We start from the raw sequence: 15,507 nt of genomic DNA on the forward strand, positions 1-15,507 counted from the left end.
TATTTTGCTTATTTGATATTAAGTTTGTATAATTATCCGGTAGAGCTATATATATTGGCTTATAAACTTAATATAAGGAGTGTTAAAATGAAAAAAAGCTTTAAGATATCAATATTTGCCATTCTAACTCTAGTGCTTTCAAGTGTTTTGTTCGCTGGATGCACCACTCAAAATGAGGAATCTCAGCCAAGTAATTCAGAGATAGAGACTTCCAGCAATTTTGAAGTAATTAGCACAGAGGATTTAAAAGCTGCACTTGAGGATGATAGCTATGTTATCGTAGATACTCGACTAAACGACGCCTTTAATGGATGGGCTTTAGACGGAGTATCAAGAGGTGGTCATATCAAAGGAGCTGTAGATTTTTCTGCAAACTGGCTTAATGTAGACGTTGAAAATAAAGAATCAATTTTAGAAGAGGCATTAAAAACAAAAGGGATAGCTTCAGAAAAAAATATTGTTTTATATGATGCTAATGATGAGGATGCAAAAGCTGTAGCTAAATACTTATCTGAAAAAGGTTATGAAAATATACTTATATACAATGTAAGAGAATGGGCCGATGATTCTAGCCTTCCTATGGTTAAATACGAAAACTATCATCTAATAGTTCCAGCATCTATAGTAAATGATGTACTTGATGGTAAAAAGCCTGAGACATTTGAAAGTGCAAGTAATATAAAAATAGTTGAAGCAAGCTGGGGAGAAGAAGATTCTTCTTATGCAAACGGACATATTCCAACTGCATTTCATATAAATACAGACCTAGTTGAGCCACCTCCAACTTGGATGCTTGGTTCTTCTGAAGAGCTAACCGAGTTTGCCTTAACTCATGGATTTACAAAAGATGATACAGTAATAGTAACAAGCGAATACCAAATGCCAGCATATAGAGTTGCTGTAGTACTTAGATATATGGGAGTGAAAGATGTTAGAGTTCTTAACGGAGGACTTGATGCTTGGAAAGCAGCTGGATACGAAGTCGAGACTACTAGCAATGCTCCAGTTCCTGTAGAGGATTTTGGTATAGCTATCCCTGCAAACCCTCAAATAATAACAACTTTGGATCAGGTTAAACAAAATCTTGAAAACCCAAGCTTTACTCTTGTAGACAATAGAACTTGGGATGAACATATAGGAGTTTCTTCAGGATATTCTTACCACGATGCAAAAGGAAGAATTCCTGGTTCAAAATTCGGCCATGCCGGTCTTTCAGATTCAAATTCATTGGATTTCTTTAGGAACATTGACAACACTATGAGGAATCAAAATGAAATAATGTCTCTTTGGAAAGAGCAAAATATAGATTTAGATAGTCCTCTTGCATTTATGTGCGGAAGCGGATGGAGAGCTGCAGAAGTACTTACCTATGCTCAGGTTATGGGACTTGAAAACACTTCCCTTTATAGTGATGGATGGATTGGTTGGACTCTTGAAGAAGGAAACCCTATAGAAACTGGGGAACCTACTAACTAAGATGTCTGAAAAACTTATCTACAAGATATTTTATGGTTTAATGCTTATGATCCAGGGATTGCTAATCTCTGGATCTTTTATGCTAAGCCATCTTGCAAAATCAAAAGCTGGAGTAATGCGCCATATTTATACTAAAAGATTGGTTTATGAAACAGGATTTCTGTATTCTGACATTTTCAATCTTTTTATATATGTGTTTTTGTTCATCAGCATTTTGATTTTAACTATATATCTATATAATAAAAAAACAACCAATCTTTTTGAAAAATTTCAAGCTTTCATTTACTTTATTACCTCTTTATTTACTTTATCAGTAATGAAAAATGACTTTTTTATATCATTTCTCTCCCATCCATATATATTAATTGCTTGTTTTTTATCATGTGTTATTCAATTTTTATTTCTAATTCTTTTGTTGTTTGAACAAAAGAAGTCTCCTCAAAAATAAATATATTCATTTCATAAATACCTATCTATAAAGGTCTGCTGAGAGGCTTCTAAGTTTATCTTCATCTAAGATAAAGAAGGAGCCTTTTCTTTTTTCTAAAATCTTTTCTTTGGAAAATTTTTCAAAAGTTCTAAGTAAATGCCTATAGCTTGTACCTAATAATTCAGATACTTCCATAAGATTGCCACTAAACTCTAAGCTATCATTAGTCCTCTTTGATGCCATAATTATGTAGCTTGCTAACCTATCTTCAAGTGGATAAAGAAGATTTATGGTACTGTTGTTAGAAGACTGCCTTAGCTTTTCACTCAGTGAATTGCATATATATCTTAAAAAAACTGAATCATCCATAAAGTTTTTTTGTATCTCATTAAATGATATTCCTATGCAAAGAGAATCTTCCAAAACCTGTACATTTGTGGACGCTGGACTATCTGTCGTAAGCTCAAGATCACCAAGTATCTTGAACCTGTCATAAAATCCTATGAGAAGAGATTTTCCATTTTTTAAGGTTATATAAACTTTAGCTTTTCCTGATACAAAAAAATATATTTCATCTATATTTTCACCATCTCTGTATATTAGGTCATTTTTTTTAAACTCTACAAGCCTCATCTTTGGAGCTGTATTTTTAGAAAAAATTTCCTTAATTCTATGTTTTTCAATATAATAATTTTTCAGTCCTTCATTCACTATCTCAATCATCATATTTTCCTTTCTCTTTTGATTAGAACTCATATTTTATTATTCAAAAAAACTTATACAACATAATAACAAAATTGCTGTATTTATAATATATCCTTGTTTTAATATGACATATGTCATATTTACTTTCAAGTATTTGTGATAAAATTTAAGCCGATAAGGAGGTCTTTATATGAATAACTTAATATCAGTATTAATAGGAGCCCTTATAGCTCTTATGGTTCTTTTCAATGGAAGCTTATCAAGCTTTTTTGGAAATTACCAAGCAGGAGTTATAATTCATTTCGTTGGACTTGTAGCCACATGTTTATTTATGTTTACTCGTAAAATAAAACTAAAAACAAAGAAAAACATACCATTTTATATGTATATGGCTGGTGTGATAGGAGTCATTACAGTAATGTTTAACAATATTGGCTTCGTGAATTTAGGAGCATCCTTGACTTTAGCAATAGGTCTACTTGGGCAAACTATTGCATCAATAGTTTGTGATCACTTTGGTCTACTTGGGACAAACAAATTCAAGTTCGAAAAGAAAAAATTTATTGGCCTTGCATTTATAGTAATAGGAATAGGGATTATGAATTATTTCTAGTTTTATCTGAAAAGGAGGTTTTCTATGTTTTATTTTATATTTCCGGCTATCGCAGGAATTTCTATAGTTATAGCAAGAATATTGAATTCCAATCTTGCAAAAATAATAGGGATTTTCCCTGGAACTTTTTTTAACTTTTTAACTGGACTTACAGTTTCATCAATGCTTCTTCTATTTAGTGGTCAAAGTTTTTTTGAAAACACATCTTCATTTAATCAAATCCCAGTTTGGGTATATTTTGGTGGTATCCTAGGATTATTTATTGTATCCCTTTCAAATTATATCACCCCCAAAATTTCAGCATTTTATCTAACAATACTTATGTTTATCGGTCAGCTTTTTACTGGAATCATAATTGATTTTATTTCCATGGGAAGCCTTTCAGTTGGAAAAATCGCTGGAGGGTTATTCGTATTATTTGGTCTTTCATTTAATCTATATATGGACAAAAAGAAAGAGGCTCAAAATGTTACTAATCCTGCCTATTCCCCTTTAGATTAATATTTTAATGAAAAAAACCTCTTATATCTGTTAAAATCATAGTTAAAAGAATAGATTGGAGGAATATTATGTTAGAACTGTTAAAATCTAGAAGAAGCATAAGAAAATACGAGAACAAATCTATTGAAAAGAATCAAATTGAAGAGCTCATGAAATGTGCCCTTCTTTCTCCTACTTCTAAAAACTCAAGACCTTGGGAGTTTATAGTTGTACAGGACAAAGACACTCTTGAAAAACTTTCACATTCAAAAGGTCATGGAGGTGCTTTTTTAAAGGATGCTCCCCTTGGGATTGTAGTTTTAGCCGACCCTTCAAAGAGCGAGGTTTGGATTGAAGATGCATCTATTGCTTCGACTATAATTCATATTTCAGCCCACTCTATGGGTCTTGGCTCTTGCTGGATTCAGATAAGAGGCCGAAATCACAGTGATAGCCTAACTGCAAGTGAATATGTAAAAGAGACACTAAATATCCCTTCTAACCTAGAAGTAGACGCAATAATAGCAATCGGATATCCTGCTGAAGAAAAGAGAAGCAGAAATGAAGATGAGCTTCTATCTGAAAAAATTCATTATGAAGTATATTAATTGAAAATAAGGATGGAGCTTATGAAAGCTCCATCCTTATTTTAATTCTGACAAATTTTTTATTCTACATGGGAAAACCAAATAGAAATTTCTCTTTCTGCATTTTCCATCAGAAATCTCCTCACTCTTATAAATATTTACATCTTAAGCCTTAACCTAGTTTAAAATTCAGTAGCTTTTTTATATAAAAATACCCTTTCATTAATAAGGATATACCCCTAATTATGAAACCTAGCTATATTAAATTAAACTTTATACTATATTTAAGACCTATGTGGATATATATATTATAAGTATCTATATTTTTTGAATTATTCTAGGAGAATTTTTGCATAATTTTTTTAGTACGTAGGAGGGATTTTAATGAAAAGAATCATCAACCTGATTTTTATTGTATTTGTCATAATATCTCTTGTATTTGTAGGTTGTAATAGTGCACCTGACTCTCCTCAGCCTGCTCCAGAATCTCAATCTGAGGACCAATCTCCTGATGAAGTTGAGACAGATGAAGAACCGTCTGAGTCTATAAGCAATTTGGAAATGCTATTTATGAGAACTCAAAACTATATGGACGAGGGTATATCATATGACCAGACTATGACGATGGGTGATGAAATTCACGTAATGAGAATATGGATGAAAAATGATTTTTATAAGACTCAGTCTACCTTTGAAGGGCTGGAAATGGTGAGCCTTGTTAATGTAGAAGATGATGAATTTATAGTATATTATCCTCAGCAAAAAAGAGGTACTGTATTTGGCTCTTCATATCATAGTACTCCAATGATGGAAGACTCCCTTGGCGCCGACGCCTTTGAAGATCAAGTAGATAATGAAGATTTCGAATATCTCGGAAAAGAAACAATAAATGGAGAATCATGTCATGTTGTAATTACAACAGATAGAGAAACCTCAAATACAATCAAAATGTGGATTAGCGAGACATATGGAATTCCAATGAGAATAGAAATGAGGGATTTGGAATTTGGAGAAGATGTGATTATAGAAGTAAGCAATATAAATACAGATATATCTGATAGAGAGTTTGAAGTTCCATCTGATATAGTTCTTGAAATCATTGGTGGATAGTATATCTGTTTAATTCTCTTAGACTCTAAAAGTTTAGGGCTACGTGAAATCAAGTAAATATAATAATTTTAAATTAGAGATATTATATTTTATTTCAGGCTTTCAGGGTAGCCCATTTCTTTTTTTAATTAGCTTTCCCTTTTGAATTTACTTTTTCCATAAATCTATCTTTTTGGATAATAAACCTTTCATGAGTTCCTTCTCCAATTTTTCCAGATTCATCATGAGCCTCAACTTCAAATGTAAGTTTTTTGCCTTCTATTTTAATTAATTTAGCAAGTGCATAGGCTTTCATTCCAAGTGGAGTAGCTCCGATGTGGCTGACATTTAGATGGGTGCCTACAGTGCTATATCCCTCTGGCAAATATTCCTCAACTGCCTTTAAAGCAGCCCCTTCCATCAATGCTATCATCATAGGTGTTGCAAAAACCTTTACTCCTCCGCTTCCAAGAGTCTCTGCAGTATGTTTTTGCTCTACAGTGATTTCAATTTTAAAATCCATTCCCTCTTTTAAATTAAACTCCATTTTTATCTCTCCTCTTATAATAAATTTATTTTTAATCTCTTTTGCAAACATCTATCCATTTTCCTGAAACTAAATCTGCAAGGCTCGAAGGACTTATTTTCACTGAGGAATTAGTAGAGCCAGCAGCTGGATATACATATTCATATTTTTTTAATCCTTCATCCATATATACTTCCATTTCCTCATTTAGAGCAAAAGGACATACTCCTCCAACTGGATGGCCTGTAACTGATTGGACATCATCAAATTTCACCATCTGGCACTTTGCCTTGAAAATTTCTTTAAATTTTTTATTGTCTATTTTAGATGTTCCATCGGTTACAATAAGTATATTTTTTTCTGGAAGTGTAATTGCCATTGTCTTAGCTATAAGAGATGGCTCTACATTATGAGCCTTGGCTGCAAGCTCTACAGTAGCTGTACTTTCTTGCATTTCGAATATCTGAAAATCTATATTTTTTTCCTTGAAATATTTTCTTACCCTCTCTGTTGACATTGTTTTTCCCCCTTTAAATTTATATTTTTATAATTAAGAACTATCATTCCTGTGACCACAAGTAAAAGACCCATAATAGTCTCTATAGTAAATTTGTCCTCAGGTAAAAAGATTGCTGAAAGAATCGTCCCAAATACAGGAATAAAGAATCTATAAAGGCTAATTTCCCCAGGTTTGTTGTAAGTAAGGAGCATATACCAAATCAAAAATGCTACAGCTGATATGAAAATAGCGTAAATAAGCAAATAAAGAGCCGCCCCTTCAAATCTAAGGCTTCTCCCATTACTTCCATATCTTCCTATCCCTAAAAGAATAAGAGAACCAACTAACATCTGGCTACCAGTAAGCATAAGAGGGTTTATCGATTTTGCAATCTTTCTCACTATAATAGTGGCTATAGCACTAATTATTGCAGATATAAGCAAAAATCCTTCTCCTGTAATATTAAATGCAAGGTCAAAATCCGAGTTTATATTAATCACAATTATACCTAAGAAACCAAAAAACATACTTATTATTTTTTGCCTACTCATTTTATCGTCTATAAAGATAAAATGAGAAAAAATAACTATAAAAAAAGCCCCACTAGATTGAAGTATTGAGCTTTTGATTCCAGAGGTATTTCCTACTCCAACATAAAAAAAGAAATACTGAACTGCAGTTTGTAAAAATCCAAGAACAACAATTGGTATTAAATCTTCTCTTTTTAGTGATATCTTCACATTAAAAATAAATCTTGATATTAAAAATACTAGTATTGATGCCCAAAAGAACCTAATCCCAGCAAAGTATATCTTGGGATACACCTCAAAAGATTCTATTTGCAATAGTTCATAGCTAAGCTTTAATACAGGAAAAGCACTCCCCCATAAAAACATAGCACAAATAGAAAGGAAAAACACATTGATTTTTTTTGTCAAAAACTTTTCCAAGCTGTTCATCTCCCTAATATGTTAATCAAACTAACCTAAAGTTTTTAATTCATCCTCTATAAATAATCTAACATAACTCTCAAAAAAACACCAATCATTAAGCCTGATTGGTGTTTTTAATAGATTCTTTAATTTAGATATTTATTTTAATAAACTGATATATTTACTTTGGAAAGATTTTTCATGGAGTTAATATCTGTAGCCATTATCCAGTTGTTAGATATAGTATATATAGTATCTCCAATATAAATTACTCTTCTTATTTCGTTATTATAAAGATAGTTATATGGATTGAAGTTTTCTATATGAGTTATGGTTCCTCTAAGGTCTATTCCATTTTCAGCAGATATATTATATATATATGCCCCTTGAAATACCTGCTCTCCATAAGGAGGGAAACCATGGATATCTGACTTTGCATTCACAGGTAGTCTTGCAAGGGTCACTGGGAACCCCATAAGACTTCTGTTTTTATCATACATAAGAGCCTTATGATTATATAAAAGTTCAGATTCTGTCCCTCTATCGCCTATTATCTCTACGTCTTTTTCCACTGGATTGGCAAAATCAGTAACATCAAATAAGGATATTTTCATACCTAGCTGAAACGCATTTCCTCCCATTTCCATAGTATCTTTACCAAACCCTATTATATGATTTTCGTCAAATGGGTGCAGATAATCACTATAGCCTGGAATCTTAAGATATCCTAGCATCTTTGGCTCACTTGGACGGCTCATATCCATAACAAAAAATGGATCTATGGTTTTGAATGTAACCATATATGCTCTATCTCCCATAAATCTCACAGAATATATTCTCTCTCCCTTTGCTATTCCATCGATTGAACCTACTCTATTCATGTCCTTGTCAAATACAGTGATTGAAGATCCGTTTTCAAAGTTCCAGTTATCTCTTGTATAAGCTACTCTAAAGTAACCATTGTGTTCATCCATTGAAAACTGATTTAGTACATTTCCCTGTATTTTATTTTGGGCTTTAAAAACTATACTTTCATTTTCTATAGCAAACTTTTTGATATTTGTAGTTATCTTAGGGTTATAAGGCATTATAGGTCTGCCTGGTGGCCATATGTCAGGAGCTATCTTGGACTCTATTTCTTGATTTTCAATGTCTTCTTCACTCATAGGTTGCTCTGGTCCATCAATTATTGGCATAGGAAATGGCATTATATAATATGGCATTTCTTGGTATGTCAGATACATACTATCTGATGTCATATATACATTATCTGCATTTCCAACAAAGGAAGTTACTTTAGTCTCCTTATTATCCAAAATATCTGTACTAGATATAAGCACTATTGAGCTTGAAGGATATCTTGGGTATATCATTATTTTTCCTGGATCGATAGTTTTATATTCTTCACCTGCAATACTATCTTTATATCTTGGAAATGGAACCCCTTCCCATGGATAATAAACATAATGACTGCTTATTATATGAATATCAGAGCCTATCTTTCTTGATGATACATAGTTTCCTTCTTGCTCAATCACTCTTTTTAAAACTGGTTTTTGTCTATCTGTCACATCATATATTACGGCTTTTGCAAAGCTGCCCTTAGGTCCATAGGAATTTCCAAGGACCACTAAAGTATCTTTATCAATGTATAGCTCTGTAGGATAAAGGGCTTCATGAAGGTATCCTATTGTAGACATTAACTTCATACTTTCCTTTGCTGCACTTACTATTACTACTTGATTGTCCTTTAGATAGTATATATACTGACCGTCTGTCTTTACTATATCAGATTCATCTACTCCTTCAACTTGAACATTTGTATTACTCATGCCTCCCATATCAGAGCCATTTCCTGATCCTTTTGCAGCTTCATCTGCAACTGTCATCTCAGGAACTGCCTCTCTATAATATGAGCCCTGAATTTGAGAAATCCTCTTTAGATTTTCCTCTGAGTTTAAAAACAGTTCTCCACTATATTTTGATAACTCATAGGTTCCAAGATTAGTCTTGATACTAACCTTTGTTTCACTCAAGTCGTAAAGAGGAATAATAACTGCCTCACGCTTAGTCTTTAGATTTATGAGAATCGGTATCTCGTTGCTTTTCTCATCATATACCTTGATGTCTGTGTAGATGCTCTGTTCATTAATGTCTTTCGAAAACTTCATTAATAAAGGTTCACTAAAATCGATACTATCCTGTGCATATGACGTATACCTATAAGAGCCTATAAGTACAAGCATCATACAGCTTACCAGAAAAAGACTAACAAGCCTTTTCATTTTCCATTCCTCCTTTTAATTGACCTATTATATTTATATCACTTTTTTAGTTAAACGTATCACAGTGTTACCACACTGTAAACTTTGTTATCAAAATTTAACACTCTGGGATATATATGCGCAAAAAACCTCTGCACTAGTTTGTGCAGAGGTCTCTTTTTAATAGTTTTTCATTTCTCTTTGCATTCTTCTTTCAGCATCTTTTTTTGCAAGGGATTGTCTCTTATCATAGGTCTTCTTACCCTTTGCAAGAGCCAGTTGAAGCTTAACCTTCCCTCTTTTGAGATACATAGAAAGAGGAATTAAGGAATATCCCTTTTGAGTAGTCTCTCCTATAAGCTTTCTGATTTCATATTTATGAAGAAGTAATCTTCTAACTCTAAGAGGATCAACATTAAAGATGTTTCCTTGCTCATAAGGACTTATATGAACCTGTTTTAAAAAAACCTCTCCATTGTCAACAGAAGCATATCCTTCAGAAAGATTTACTTTTCCAGCTCTTATGGATTTTACCTCTGTTCCTTTGAGCTCTATTCCAACCTCATAGGTTTCTATTATCTCATAATTAAAACGAGCTTTTCTATTTCGTGCTACAGTCTTTGTCTCTTCCATCTTACCACCTTTTATCTTTAGGCTTTAAGTCTCTTGGCCATCTCCTTAGCTATTTCTGCACACTTATCTAAATCTTCTACAGTCGGAGAGCATTTAGCTTCTACAACATTTTCTATGAAGTCATATTCGCATGTTTCTGCAAATCCTCTCAGGCTCTTCACGGCTCCACCGCTCCAGCTATATGATCCAAATACTCCAAGTATATGATTTCTCATATTATTCATTTGGATTACATTCACAAGGTGCTTCATTGGAGGGAATAATCCATTATTATATGTGCAGCTTCCTAGTATTAAACCTTTATACTTCCAAACCTCATTTATTATATGTGAAACATGAGTTTTAGATACATCATACATCTTTATATTTTTTATTCCCTCTTCAGCAAGGACTCTAGCTATGGTTTCTGCCATTATAGACGTATTTCCGTACATTGTTCCGTAAACAATTACAACACCTTCATCAGTGTCATATTTGCTCCACTTGTCGTAAAGCTCTATTATCTTTTCAGGTTTTGATCTCCAAACTGGACCGTGAACCGGACAAATCATTGATATTTCAAGCTTTTCTAGTTTTTTAATTGCCATTTGAACCTGCTTGCTGTGTTTTCCAACTATATTGGAGTAATATCTTCTTGTCTCAGATTCGTAAAAATCCCAGTTTATTTCATCATCAAATATAGGACCATCAAGTGCTCCAAATCCTCCAAAAGCATCCTGAGAGAATAATATTTTGTCTTTATCATCAAAGCTTACCATAGATTCTGGCCAGTGAACCATTGGAGTCATATAGAAGGTTAATTTTCTATCTCCAAGATCAAGAGAATCCCCTTCTTTTACCTCTAAAAAGTTCCCAGTAATACCATAGAAAGCTTCAAGAAAATCTTGAGTTTTTTTGTTTCCAACAAGTGTAACCTCTGGATACATGTCTACAACCGATTTTATGGACCCTGAGTGATCAGGCTCCATATGATGTATTACAAGATAATCAAGCTTTCTATCCCCTAATATTCCAGTTAGTTTTGAAAGAAGATTATCAACTTTAGTGATTTTTACAGTATCTAAAAGAGCAGTTTTTTCTCCATCAATAAGATATGAATTGTATGAAATTCCATTATCTAGAGGCCACATATTTTCAAATAAATGTGTCTCTCTATCATTCACCCCTATATAATGCAGATTATCTGTAATTTTGACAGACAAGGTATTCATAAATATTTAATCCCCTTTCAAATTTTAATATTGATTATTTAATTTTATATATCATCTTCATATTATAATTTTCACAATAATATATTATCATATTTTTTCAACGAGGGTGAAGTTAATTTCCCTCATACTAAGGTTTACATTATCAACTTTTATTTTTACCCTGTCTCCAATTTTAAATGTCTTTTTCGTATGCTCTCCCATTAAGGTTAGATTCTTTTCGTCATATATATAATAGTCATCTGAAAGGTCATGGAGTCTTATAAGACCTTCTATAGTATTGTAAAGCTCTATAAACATTCCAAAGGATGTTATAGAGGATATTATACCTTCAAACTCTTCTCCTATATGCTGAACCATATACTCAGCTTTTCTCAGATCCTCTATCTGTCTTTGGGCTTCATCAGCTTCTCTTTCTCTAATTGAAGACTGCTCTGCTGCCTTTTCAACTATAACCTTTAGATTTTCTAGCCTTTGCTCTACTATCTTTCCTTTTAGATATTCCTTTATAATCCTGTGAATCTGAAGATCAGGATATCTTCTTATAGGAGATGTAAAGTGACAGTAGTATTTTGCCGCAAGTCCAAAATGGCCTGTTCCTTGGGGTGAGTATCTCGCCTGTTTAAGAGATCTAAGCATTATAGTAGATATTACAAGCTCTTCCTTTGTTCCTTCTATATCTTCAAGTAGTTTTTGGAGTTCCTTTGGATGCATATCTTCAATCTCACCCTTTAGGCTATAACCAAAGGCAGAAATAAATGAAGCGAGATTTTGCATTTTTTCTGGGTCAGGATTTTCATGTACTCTATATACAAAAGGTATTTGAGCCCAGTGAAACTGTTCTGCTACAGTCTCATTTGCAATAAGCATGAACTCTTCTATTATTTTATTGGCTATTCTTCTATCATATTTTTTAATATCAACAACATTTCCTGCCTCATCCATTATTATCTTACTTTCAGGGAAATCAAAATCCATAGCTCCCCTTGAAAATCTTCTTTCCATAAGGATTCTAGCAAGTTCTTCTGAAAGCCTAAGCTCGTCAAGTACACCCGAAAACTCTTTAGCTTTTTCTTTATCGTCATTTTCTAATATGTCTGATACATCTTCGTAGATAAGCCTAGCTTTAGAGTTTATTACACTTTCTACAATCTGATGGTCCAAGACCTTTCCTTTTGGGCTGATTTCCATTATACAGGAAAGGGTTAGTCTATCTACATCTGGATGGAGTGAACATACTCCATTTGAAAGCTTAGGTGGAAGCATAGGTATTACAGTATCTACTAAATATACTGATGTTCCTCTTTTTATTGCTTCTTTGTCAAGAGGTTGACCCTCTCTCACATAATGAGATACATCGGCTATATGAACACCTAGTTTATAGTTCCCATTTTCAAGCTTTTCAATAGAAATTGCATCGTCAAGATCCTTTGCATCTGCTCCATCTATAGTATATATATTGTGAGATCTAAGGTCTAATCTTTTTTCTATCTCATTTTTATCTATACTATCACTTATATCTTCTGCTTCTCTTAATACTTTTTTAGGAAATTCTTCTGGCAAGCCATTTTGCTTGATTATAGAAAGTACATCTACTCCCTTTTCCCCTTCTTTTCCAAGAATCTCAATTATCTTTCCTTCTGGATTTCTTCCCTTTTGAGGGAACTTAGTTATTCTGCAAACTACTATATGACCCGTCTTTGCATCCATTGAATCTTTTTTAGGAATGAATACATCAGCGGTTATTCTCTTATTTTCCGAAACTACAAATCCAAAGTTTTTGGAACCTTCATATCTTCCTACAACCTCGGTAGTTCCCCTTTCAATTATTTTGATTACTTCACCCTCTACCCTGCTTTGAGCTGTTTCGCTAGCTACCTTTCTAGCAATTACTTTATCTCCGTGCATTGCACCGTTAAGGCCATTTGCAGGAACGAAAATATCTCGTTCACCCTCTACACCTATATCTAAAAATCCAAAGCCTCTTGGATGGACAGAGAGTCTCCCAACATACATATTCATTTTTTCAGGAACTCCGTATTTTTCTTTTTTGGTCTTGTAAATAAGACCTTCTTCTTCCATTTCTTTTAATACATCATAAAAAATCTCCTTGTCCTTTTTCCCTATCTCAAAAATCTGAACAAGCTCTTGTTTCGATAGAGGCCTATAGGCTTCTTCTTTCATAAGCATGAGTACTTTATCTTTTATATTCATAGCTATCTCCTTTACAGACCCATATTTTTTTGATTATACCCTAATAATTAAAATATATACAAAATTCTCTCAAACCATGCTTTCACAAAGAGAATTTATATAATTGCCTTTTATTGACATCCACCTTGGTTCCATATAGAATAAAATGATTGATACAAACTAAATATTTCAATTTAATTAAGGAAGGTAAAAAAATTAATGCATACTACAGATTTCATAGAAAAGGTTAAAAAAAGAAGGACTTTTGCTATTATATCCCATCCTGATGCTGGAAAAACAACTCTTACAGAAAAATTCTTACTATACGGAGGAGCAATAAGACTTGCAGGTTCCGTAAAATCAAGAAGATCTCAAAAGCATGCGGTTTCTGACTGGATGGAAATAGAAAAACAAAGAGGTATATCCGTAACATCAAGTGTACTTCAGTTTAATTATAACGATTATTGCATCAATATACTAGATACCCCTGGCCACCAGGATTTTAGTGAGGATACATATAGAACACTTATGGCTGCAGATAGCGCAGTAATGGTAATAGACTGTGCAAAAGGTGTAGAGGATCAGACAAAAAAGCTGTTTCAGGTTTGTAAGATGAGGGGAATACCTATATTTACCTTCGTTAACAAAATGGATAGAATGGGTAAAGACCCTTTTGAACTAATGGAAGAAGTGGAGAGTGTACTTGGAATTCGCTCTTACCCTATGAACTGGCCAGTGGGACAAGGAAGAGATTTTAAAGGTGTATTTAACCGTCAAAAAAGTCAGGTTGAGCTTTTTGAAGGAAGCAACCATGGTCAAAATCTAGGAGAAATAGTTACTGGAAGCCTTGGCGATTCCAAGTTCAACGAGCTTTTAGGTTCGTCCCTTCATAATCAGCTTATAAATGACATAGAGCTTCTTGATATGGCTGGTGATGAATTTGACATGGACAAAATACTAAGTGGAGATCTTACTCCAGTATTTTTCGGAAGTGCTCTTACAAATTTTGGAGTACAGCCATTCTTGGAGTCATTCTTAGATTTGACCCCTCCTCCAGCTCCAAGAATTAGTAATAATGGACCAATAGATCCTGCTTCTGAAAATTTTTCAGGCTTTATCTTTAAGATTCAAGCAAACATGAACCCTACCCATAGAGATAGAATAGCATTTTTGAGAATTTGCTCAGGAAAATTCGAAAAGGGTATGAGTGTAAATCATGTACAAGAAAATAAGAAGGTAAGACTTGCTCAACCTCAGCAGTTTATGGCTCAAGATAGAGTTATAGTCGAAGAAGCATACCCTGGAGATATAATTGGTATACACGATCCTGGGATATTTAGAATTGGCGATACCCTATGTCAGGACAACTCTAAGGTCAAGTTTGAAGGCATACCATCATTTGCTCCAGAGCATTTTGCAAAAATATACGCTAAAAACTCTCTGAAGAGAAAACAATTTCAAAAAGGTATTACTCAGCTTGCTGAAGAGGGAAGTATACAGGTATTCAAAAGACCTAATATAGGAATAGAAGAGCTTATAGTTGGAGTAGTAGGATCTCTACAGTTTGAAGTACTTGAATATAGACTTAAAAATGAGTATGGAGTAGACATCCTGATGGAGAGACTTCCATATAGATATATCAGATGGGTAGATATGGAAGGTTTTGATCCAAAAAACTTTAGCATCACCATGGATACTATGATTGTTGTGGATGAAGATGAGGATCCTGTACTTATATTCCAAAACGAATGGTCTATTAATATGGTTAAAGAACGAAATCCAAAGGCTATTCTTAAAGAAATATCTCTTAGAAAGTAATCTCTTAAATTTATATTAAAGGGCTATCAGGAAGATTTTTACTCCTTCCTAATA

Annotated in this window: 14 protein-coding genes; 6 read left to right on the forward strand and 8 right to left on the reverse strand. The window is 33.3% G+C overall.

The window, feature by feature from the left end:
- Positions 1–87: 87 nt before the first annotated feature.
- Positions 88–1,476 carry a rhodanese-like domain-containing protein gene (locus J2Z35_RS06600; protein WP_209660591.1) on the forward strand — a complete coding sequence of 463 codons (1,389 nt, stop codon included), beginning with the start codon at positions 88–90 and terminating at the stop codon, positions 1,474–1,476.
- Positions 1,477–1,945: 469 nt separating this feature from the next.
- Here J2Z35_RS06600 and J2Z35_RS06605 read toward each other — a convergent pair whose 3' ends face one another.
- Complete coding sequence (locus J2Z35_RS06605; RefSeq protein ID WP_245330792.1) at positions 1,946–2,632, reverse strand: cyclic nucleotide-binding domain-containing protein; 687 nt, start codon at positions 2,630–2,632, stop codon at positions 1,946–1,948.
- A gap of 169 nt (positions 2,633–2,801) precedes the next feature.
- On the opposite strand from J2Z35_RS06605, the gene J2Z35_RS06610 reads away from it, so the two are divergent.
- The 4 genes from J2Z35_RS06610 to J2Z35_RS06625 all read left to right on the forward strand — a co-directional run bounded on the left by J2Z35_RS06610 (position 2,802) and on the right by J2Z35_RS06625 (position 5,401).
- A complete protein-coding gene (locus tag J2Z35_RS06610; protein WP_209660592.1) occupies positions 2,802–3,224 on the forward strand; it encodes a DMT family transporter in 423 nt (140 codons plus the stop codon).
- A 24-nt stretch (positions 3,225–3,248) separates the two neighbouring features.
- Positions 3,249–3,725, forward strand: a complete 477-nt coding sequence (locus tag J2Z35_RS06615) for a DMT family transporter (protein ID WP_209660593.1) — start codon at positions 3,249–3,251, stop codon at positions 3,723–3,725.
- Between the two features lie 68 nt (positions 3,726–3,793).
- Positions 3,794–4,312, forward strand: a complete 519-nt coding sequence (locus J2Z35_RS06620) for a nitroreductase family protein (RefSeq protein ID WP_209660594.1) — start codon at positions 3,794–3,796, stop codon at positions 4,310–4,312.
- Between the two features lie 363 nt (positions 4,313–4,675).
- Entirely contained in the window at positions 4,676–5,401 is a 726-nt protein-coding gene (locus tag J2Z35_RS06625) for an outer membrane lipoprotein-sorting protein (RefSeq protein ID WP_209660595.1), read from the forward strand.
- Positions 5,402–5,525: 124 nt separating this feature from the next.
- On the opposite strand, the gene J2Z35_RS06630 is transcribed toward J2Z35_RS06625, so the two are convergent.
- From J2Z35_RS06630 to rnr, 7 genes are all read right to left on the reverse strand, one after another.
- Positions 5,526–5,927 carry a thioesterase family protein gene (locus J2Z35_RS06630; protein WP_209660596.1) on the reverse strand — a complete coding sequence of 134 codons (402 nt, stop codon included), beginning with the start codon at positions 5,925–5,927 and terminating at the stop codon, positions 5,526–5,528.
- Between the two features lie 31 nt (positions 5,928–5,958).
- Positions 5,959–6,423, reverse strand: coding sequence for a YbaK/EbsC family protein (locus tag J2Z35_RS06635; protein ID WP_209660597.1), 465 nt, complete (start codon positions 6,421–6,423; stop codon positions 5,959–5,961).
- Entirely contained in the window at positions 6,405–7,355 is a 951-nt protein-coding gene (locus J2Z35_RS06640) for a DMT family transporter (protein WP_209660598.1), read from the reverse strand. The genes J2Z35_RS06635 and J2Z35_RS06640 overlap by 19 nt, the downstream gene beginning before the upstream one ends.
- A 146-nt stretch (positions 7,356–7,501) precedes the next feature.
- A complete protein-coding gene (locus J2Z35_RS06645) occupies positions 7,502–9,622 on the reverse strand; it encodes a beta-propeller domain-containing protein (RefSeq protein ID WP_209660599.1) in 2,121 nt (706 codons plus the stop codon).
- A gap of 159 nt (positions 9,623–9,781) precedes the next feature.
- On the reverse strand, positions 9,782–10,234 hold the full coding sequence (gene smpB, locus J2Z35_RS06650) for an SsrA-binding protein SmpB (RefSeq protein ID WP_209660600.1): 453 nt from the start codon (positions 10,232–10,234) through the stop codon (positions 9,782–9,784).
- A 17-nt stretch (positions 10,235–10,251) separates the two neighbouring features.
- A complete protein-coding gene (locus tag J2Z35_RS06655) occupies positions 10,252–11,445 on the reverse strand; it encodes an FprA family A-type flavoprotein (RefSeq protein ID WP_209660601.1) in 1,194 nt (397 codons plus the stop codon).
- 87 nt (positions 11,446–11,532) lie between these two features.
- Entirely contained in the window at positions 11,533–13,656 is a 2,124-nt protein-coding gene (gene rnr, locus J2Z35_RS06660) for a ribonuclease R (protein WP_245330793.1), read from the reverse strand.
- A 198-nt stretch (positions 13,657–13,854) separates the two neighbouring features.
- Between rnr and J2Z35_RS06665 the strand changes: the two genes are divergently transcribed.
- Positions 13,855–15,453: a peptide chain release factor 3 gene (locus J2Z35_RS06665; protein ID WP_209660602.1), complete on the forward strand. Its 1,599-nt coding sequence runs from the start codon at positions 13,855–13,857 to the stop codon at positions 15,451–15,453.
- Positions 15,454–15,507: the final 54 nt, after the last annotated feature.

The sequence above is a fragment of the Acetoanaerobium pronyense genome (assembly GCF_017874355.1).
GTDB lineage: Bacteria > Bacillota > Clostridia > Peptostreptococcales > Filifactoraceae > Acetoanaerobium > Acetoanaerobium pronyense.

What these genes read in the sequence shown, in the direction of transcription:
- J2Z35_RS06600 (WP_209660591.1), top strand. Translation starts at nt 88, where the DNA reads ATGAAAAAAAGCTTTAAGATATCAATATTTGCCATTCTAACTCTAGTG.
- J2Z35_RS06605 (WP_245330792.1), bottom strand. Translation starts at nt 2,632, where the DNA reads ATGATGATTGAGATAGTGAATGAAGGACTGAAAAATTATTATATTGAA.
- J2Z35_RS06610 (WP_209660592.1), top strand. Translation starts at nt 2,802, where the DNA reads ATGAATAACTTAATATCAGTATTAATAGGAGCCCTTATAGCTCTTATG.
- J2Z35_RS06615 (WP_209660593.1), top strand. Translation starts at nt 3,249, where the DNA reads ATGTTTTATTTTATATTTCCGGCTATCGCAGGAATTTCTATAGTTATA.
- J2Z35_RS06620 (WP_209660594.1), top strand. Translation starts at nt 3,794, where the DNA reads ATGTTAGAACTGTTAAAATCTAGAAGAAGCATAAGAAAATACGAGAAC.
- J2Z35_RS06625 (WP_209660595.1), top strand. Translation starts at nt 4,676, where the DNA reads ATGAAAAGAATCATCAACCTGATTTTTATTGTATTTGTCATAATATCT.
- J2Z35_RS06630 (WP_209660596.1), bottom strand. Translation starts at nt 5,927, where the DNA reads ATGGAGTTTAATTTAAAAGAGGGAATGGATTTTAAAATTGAAATCACT.
- J2Z35_RS06635 (WP_209660597.1), bottom strand. Translation starts at nt 6,423, where the DNA reads ATGTCAACAGAGAGGGTAAGAAAATATTTCAAGGAAAAAAATATAGAT.
- J2Z35_RS06645 (WP_209660599.1), bottom strand. Translation starts at nt 9,622, where the DNA reads ATGAAAAGGCTTGTTAGTCTTTTTCTGGTAAGCTGTATGATGCTTGTA.
- smpB (WP_209660600.1), bottom strand. Translation starts at nt 10,234, where the DNA reads ATGGAAGAGACAAAGACTGTAGCACGAAATAGAAAAGCTCGTTTTAAT.
- J2Z35_RS06655 (WP_209660601.1), bottom strand. Translation starts at nt 11,445, where the DNA reads ATGAATACCTTGTCTGTCAAAATTACAGATAATCTGCATTATATAGGG.
- rnr (WP_245330793.1), bottom strand. Translation starts at nt 13,656, where the DNA reads ATGAATATAAAAGATAAAGTACTCATGCTTATGAAAGAAGAAGCCTAT.
- J2Z35_RS06665 (WP_209660602.1), top strand. Translation starts at nt 13,855, where the DNA reads ATGCATACTACAGATTTCATAGAAAAGGTTAAAAAAAGAAGGACTTTT.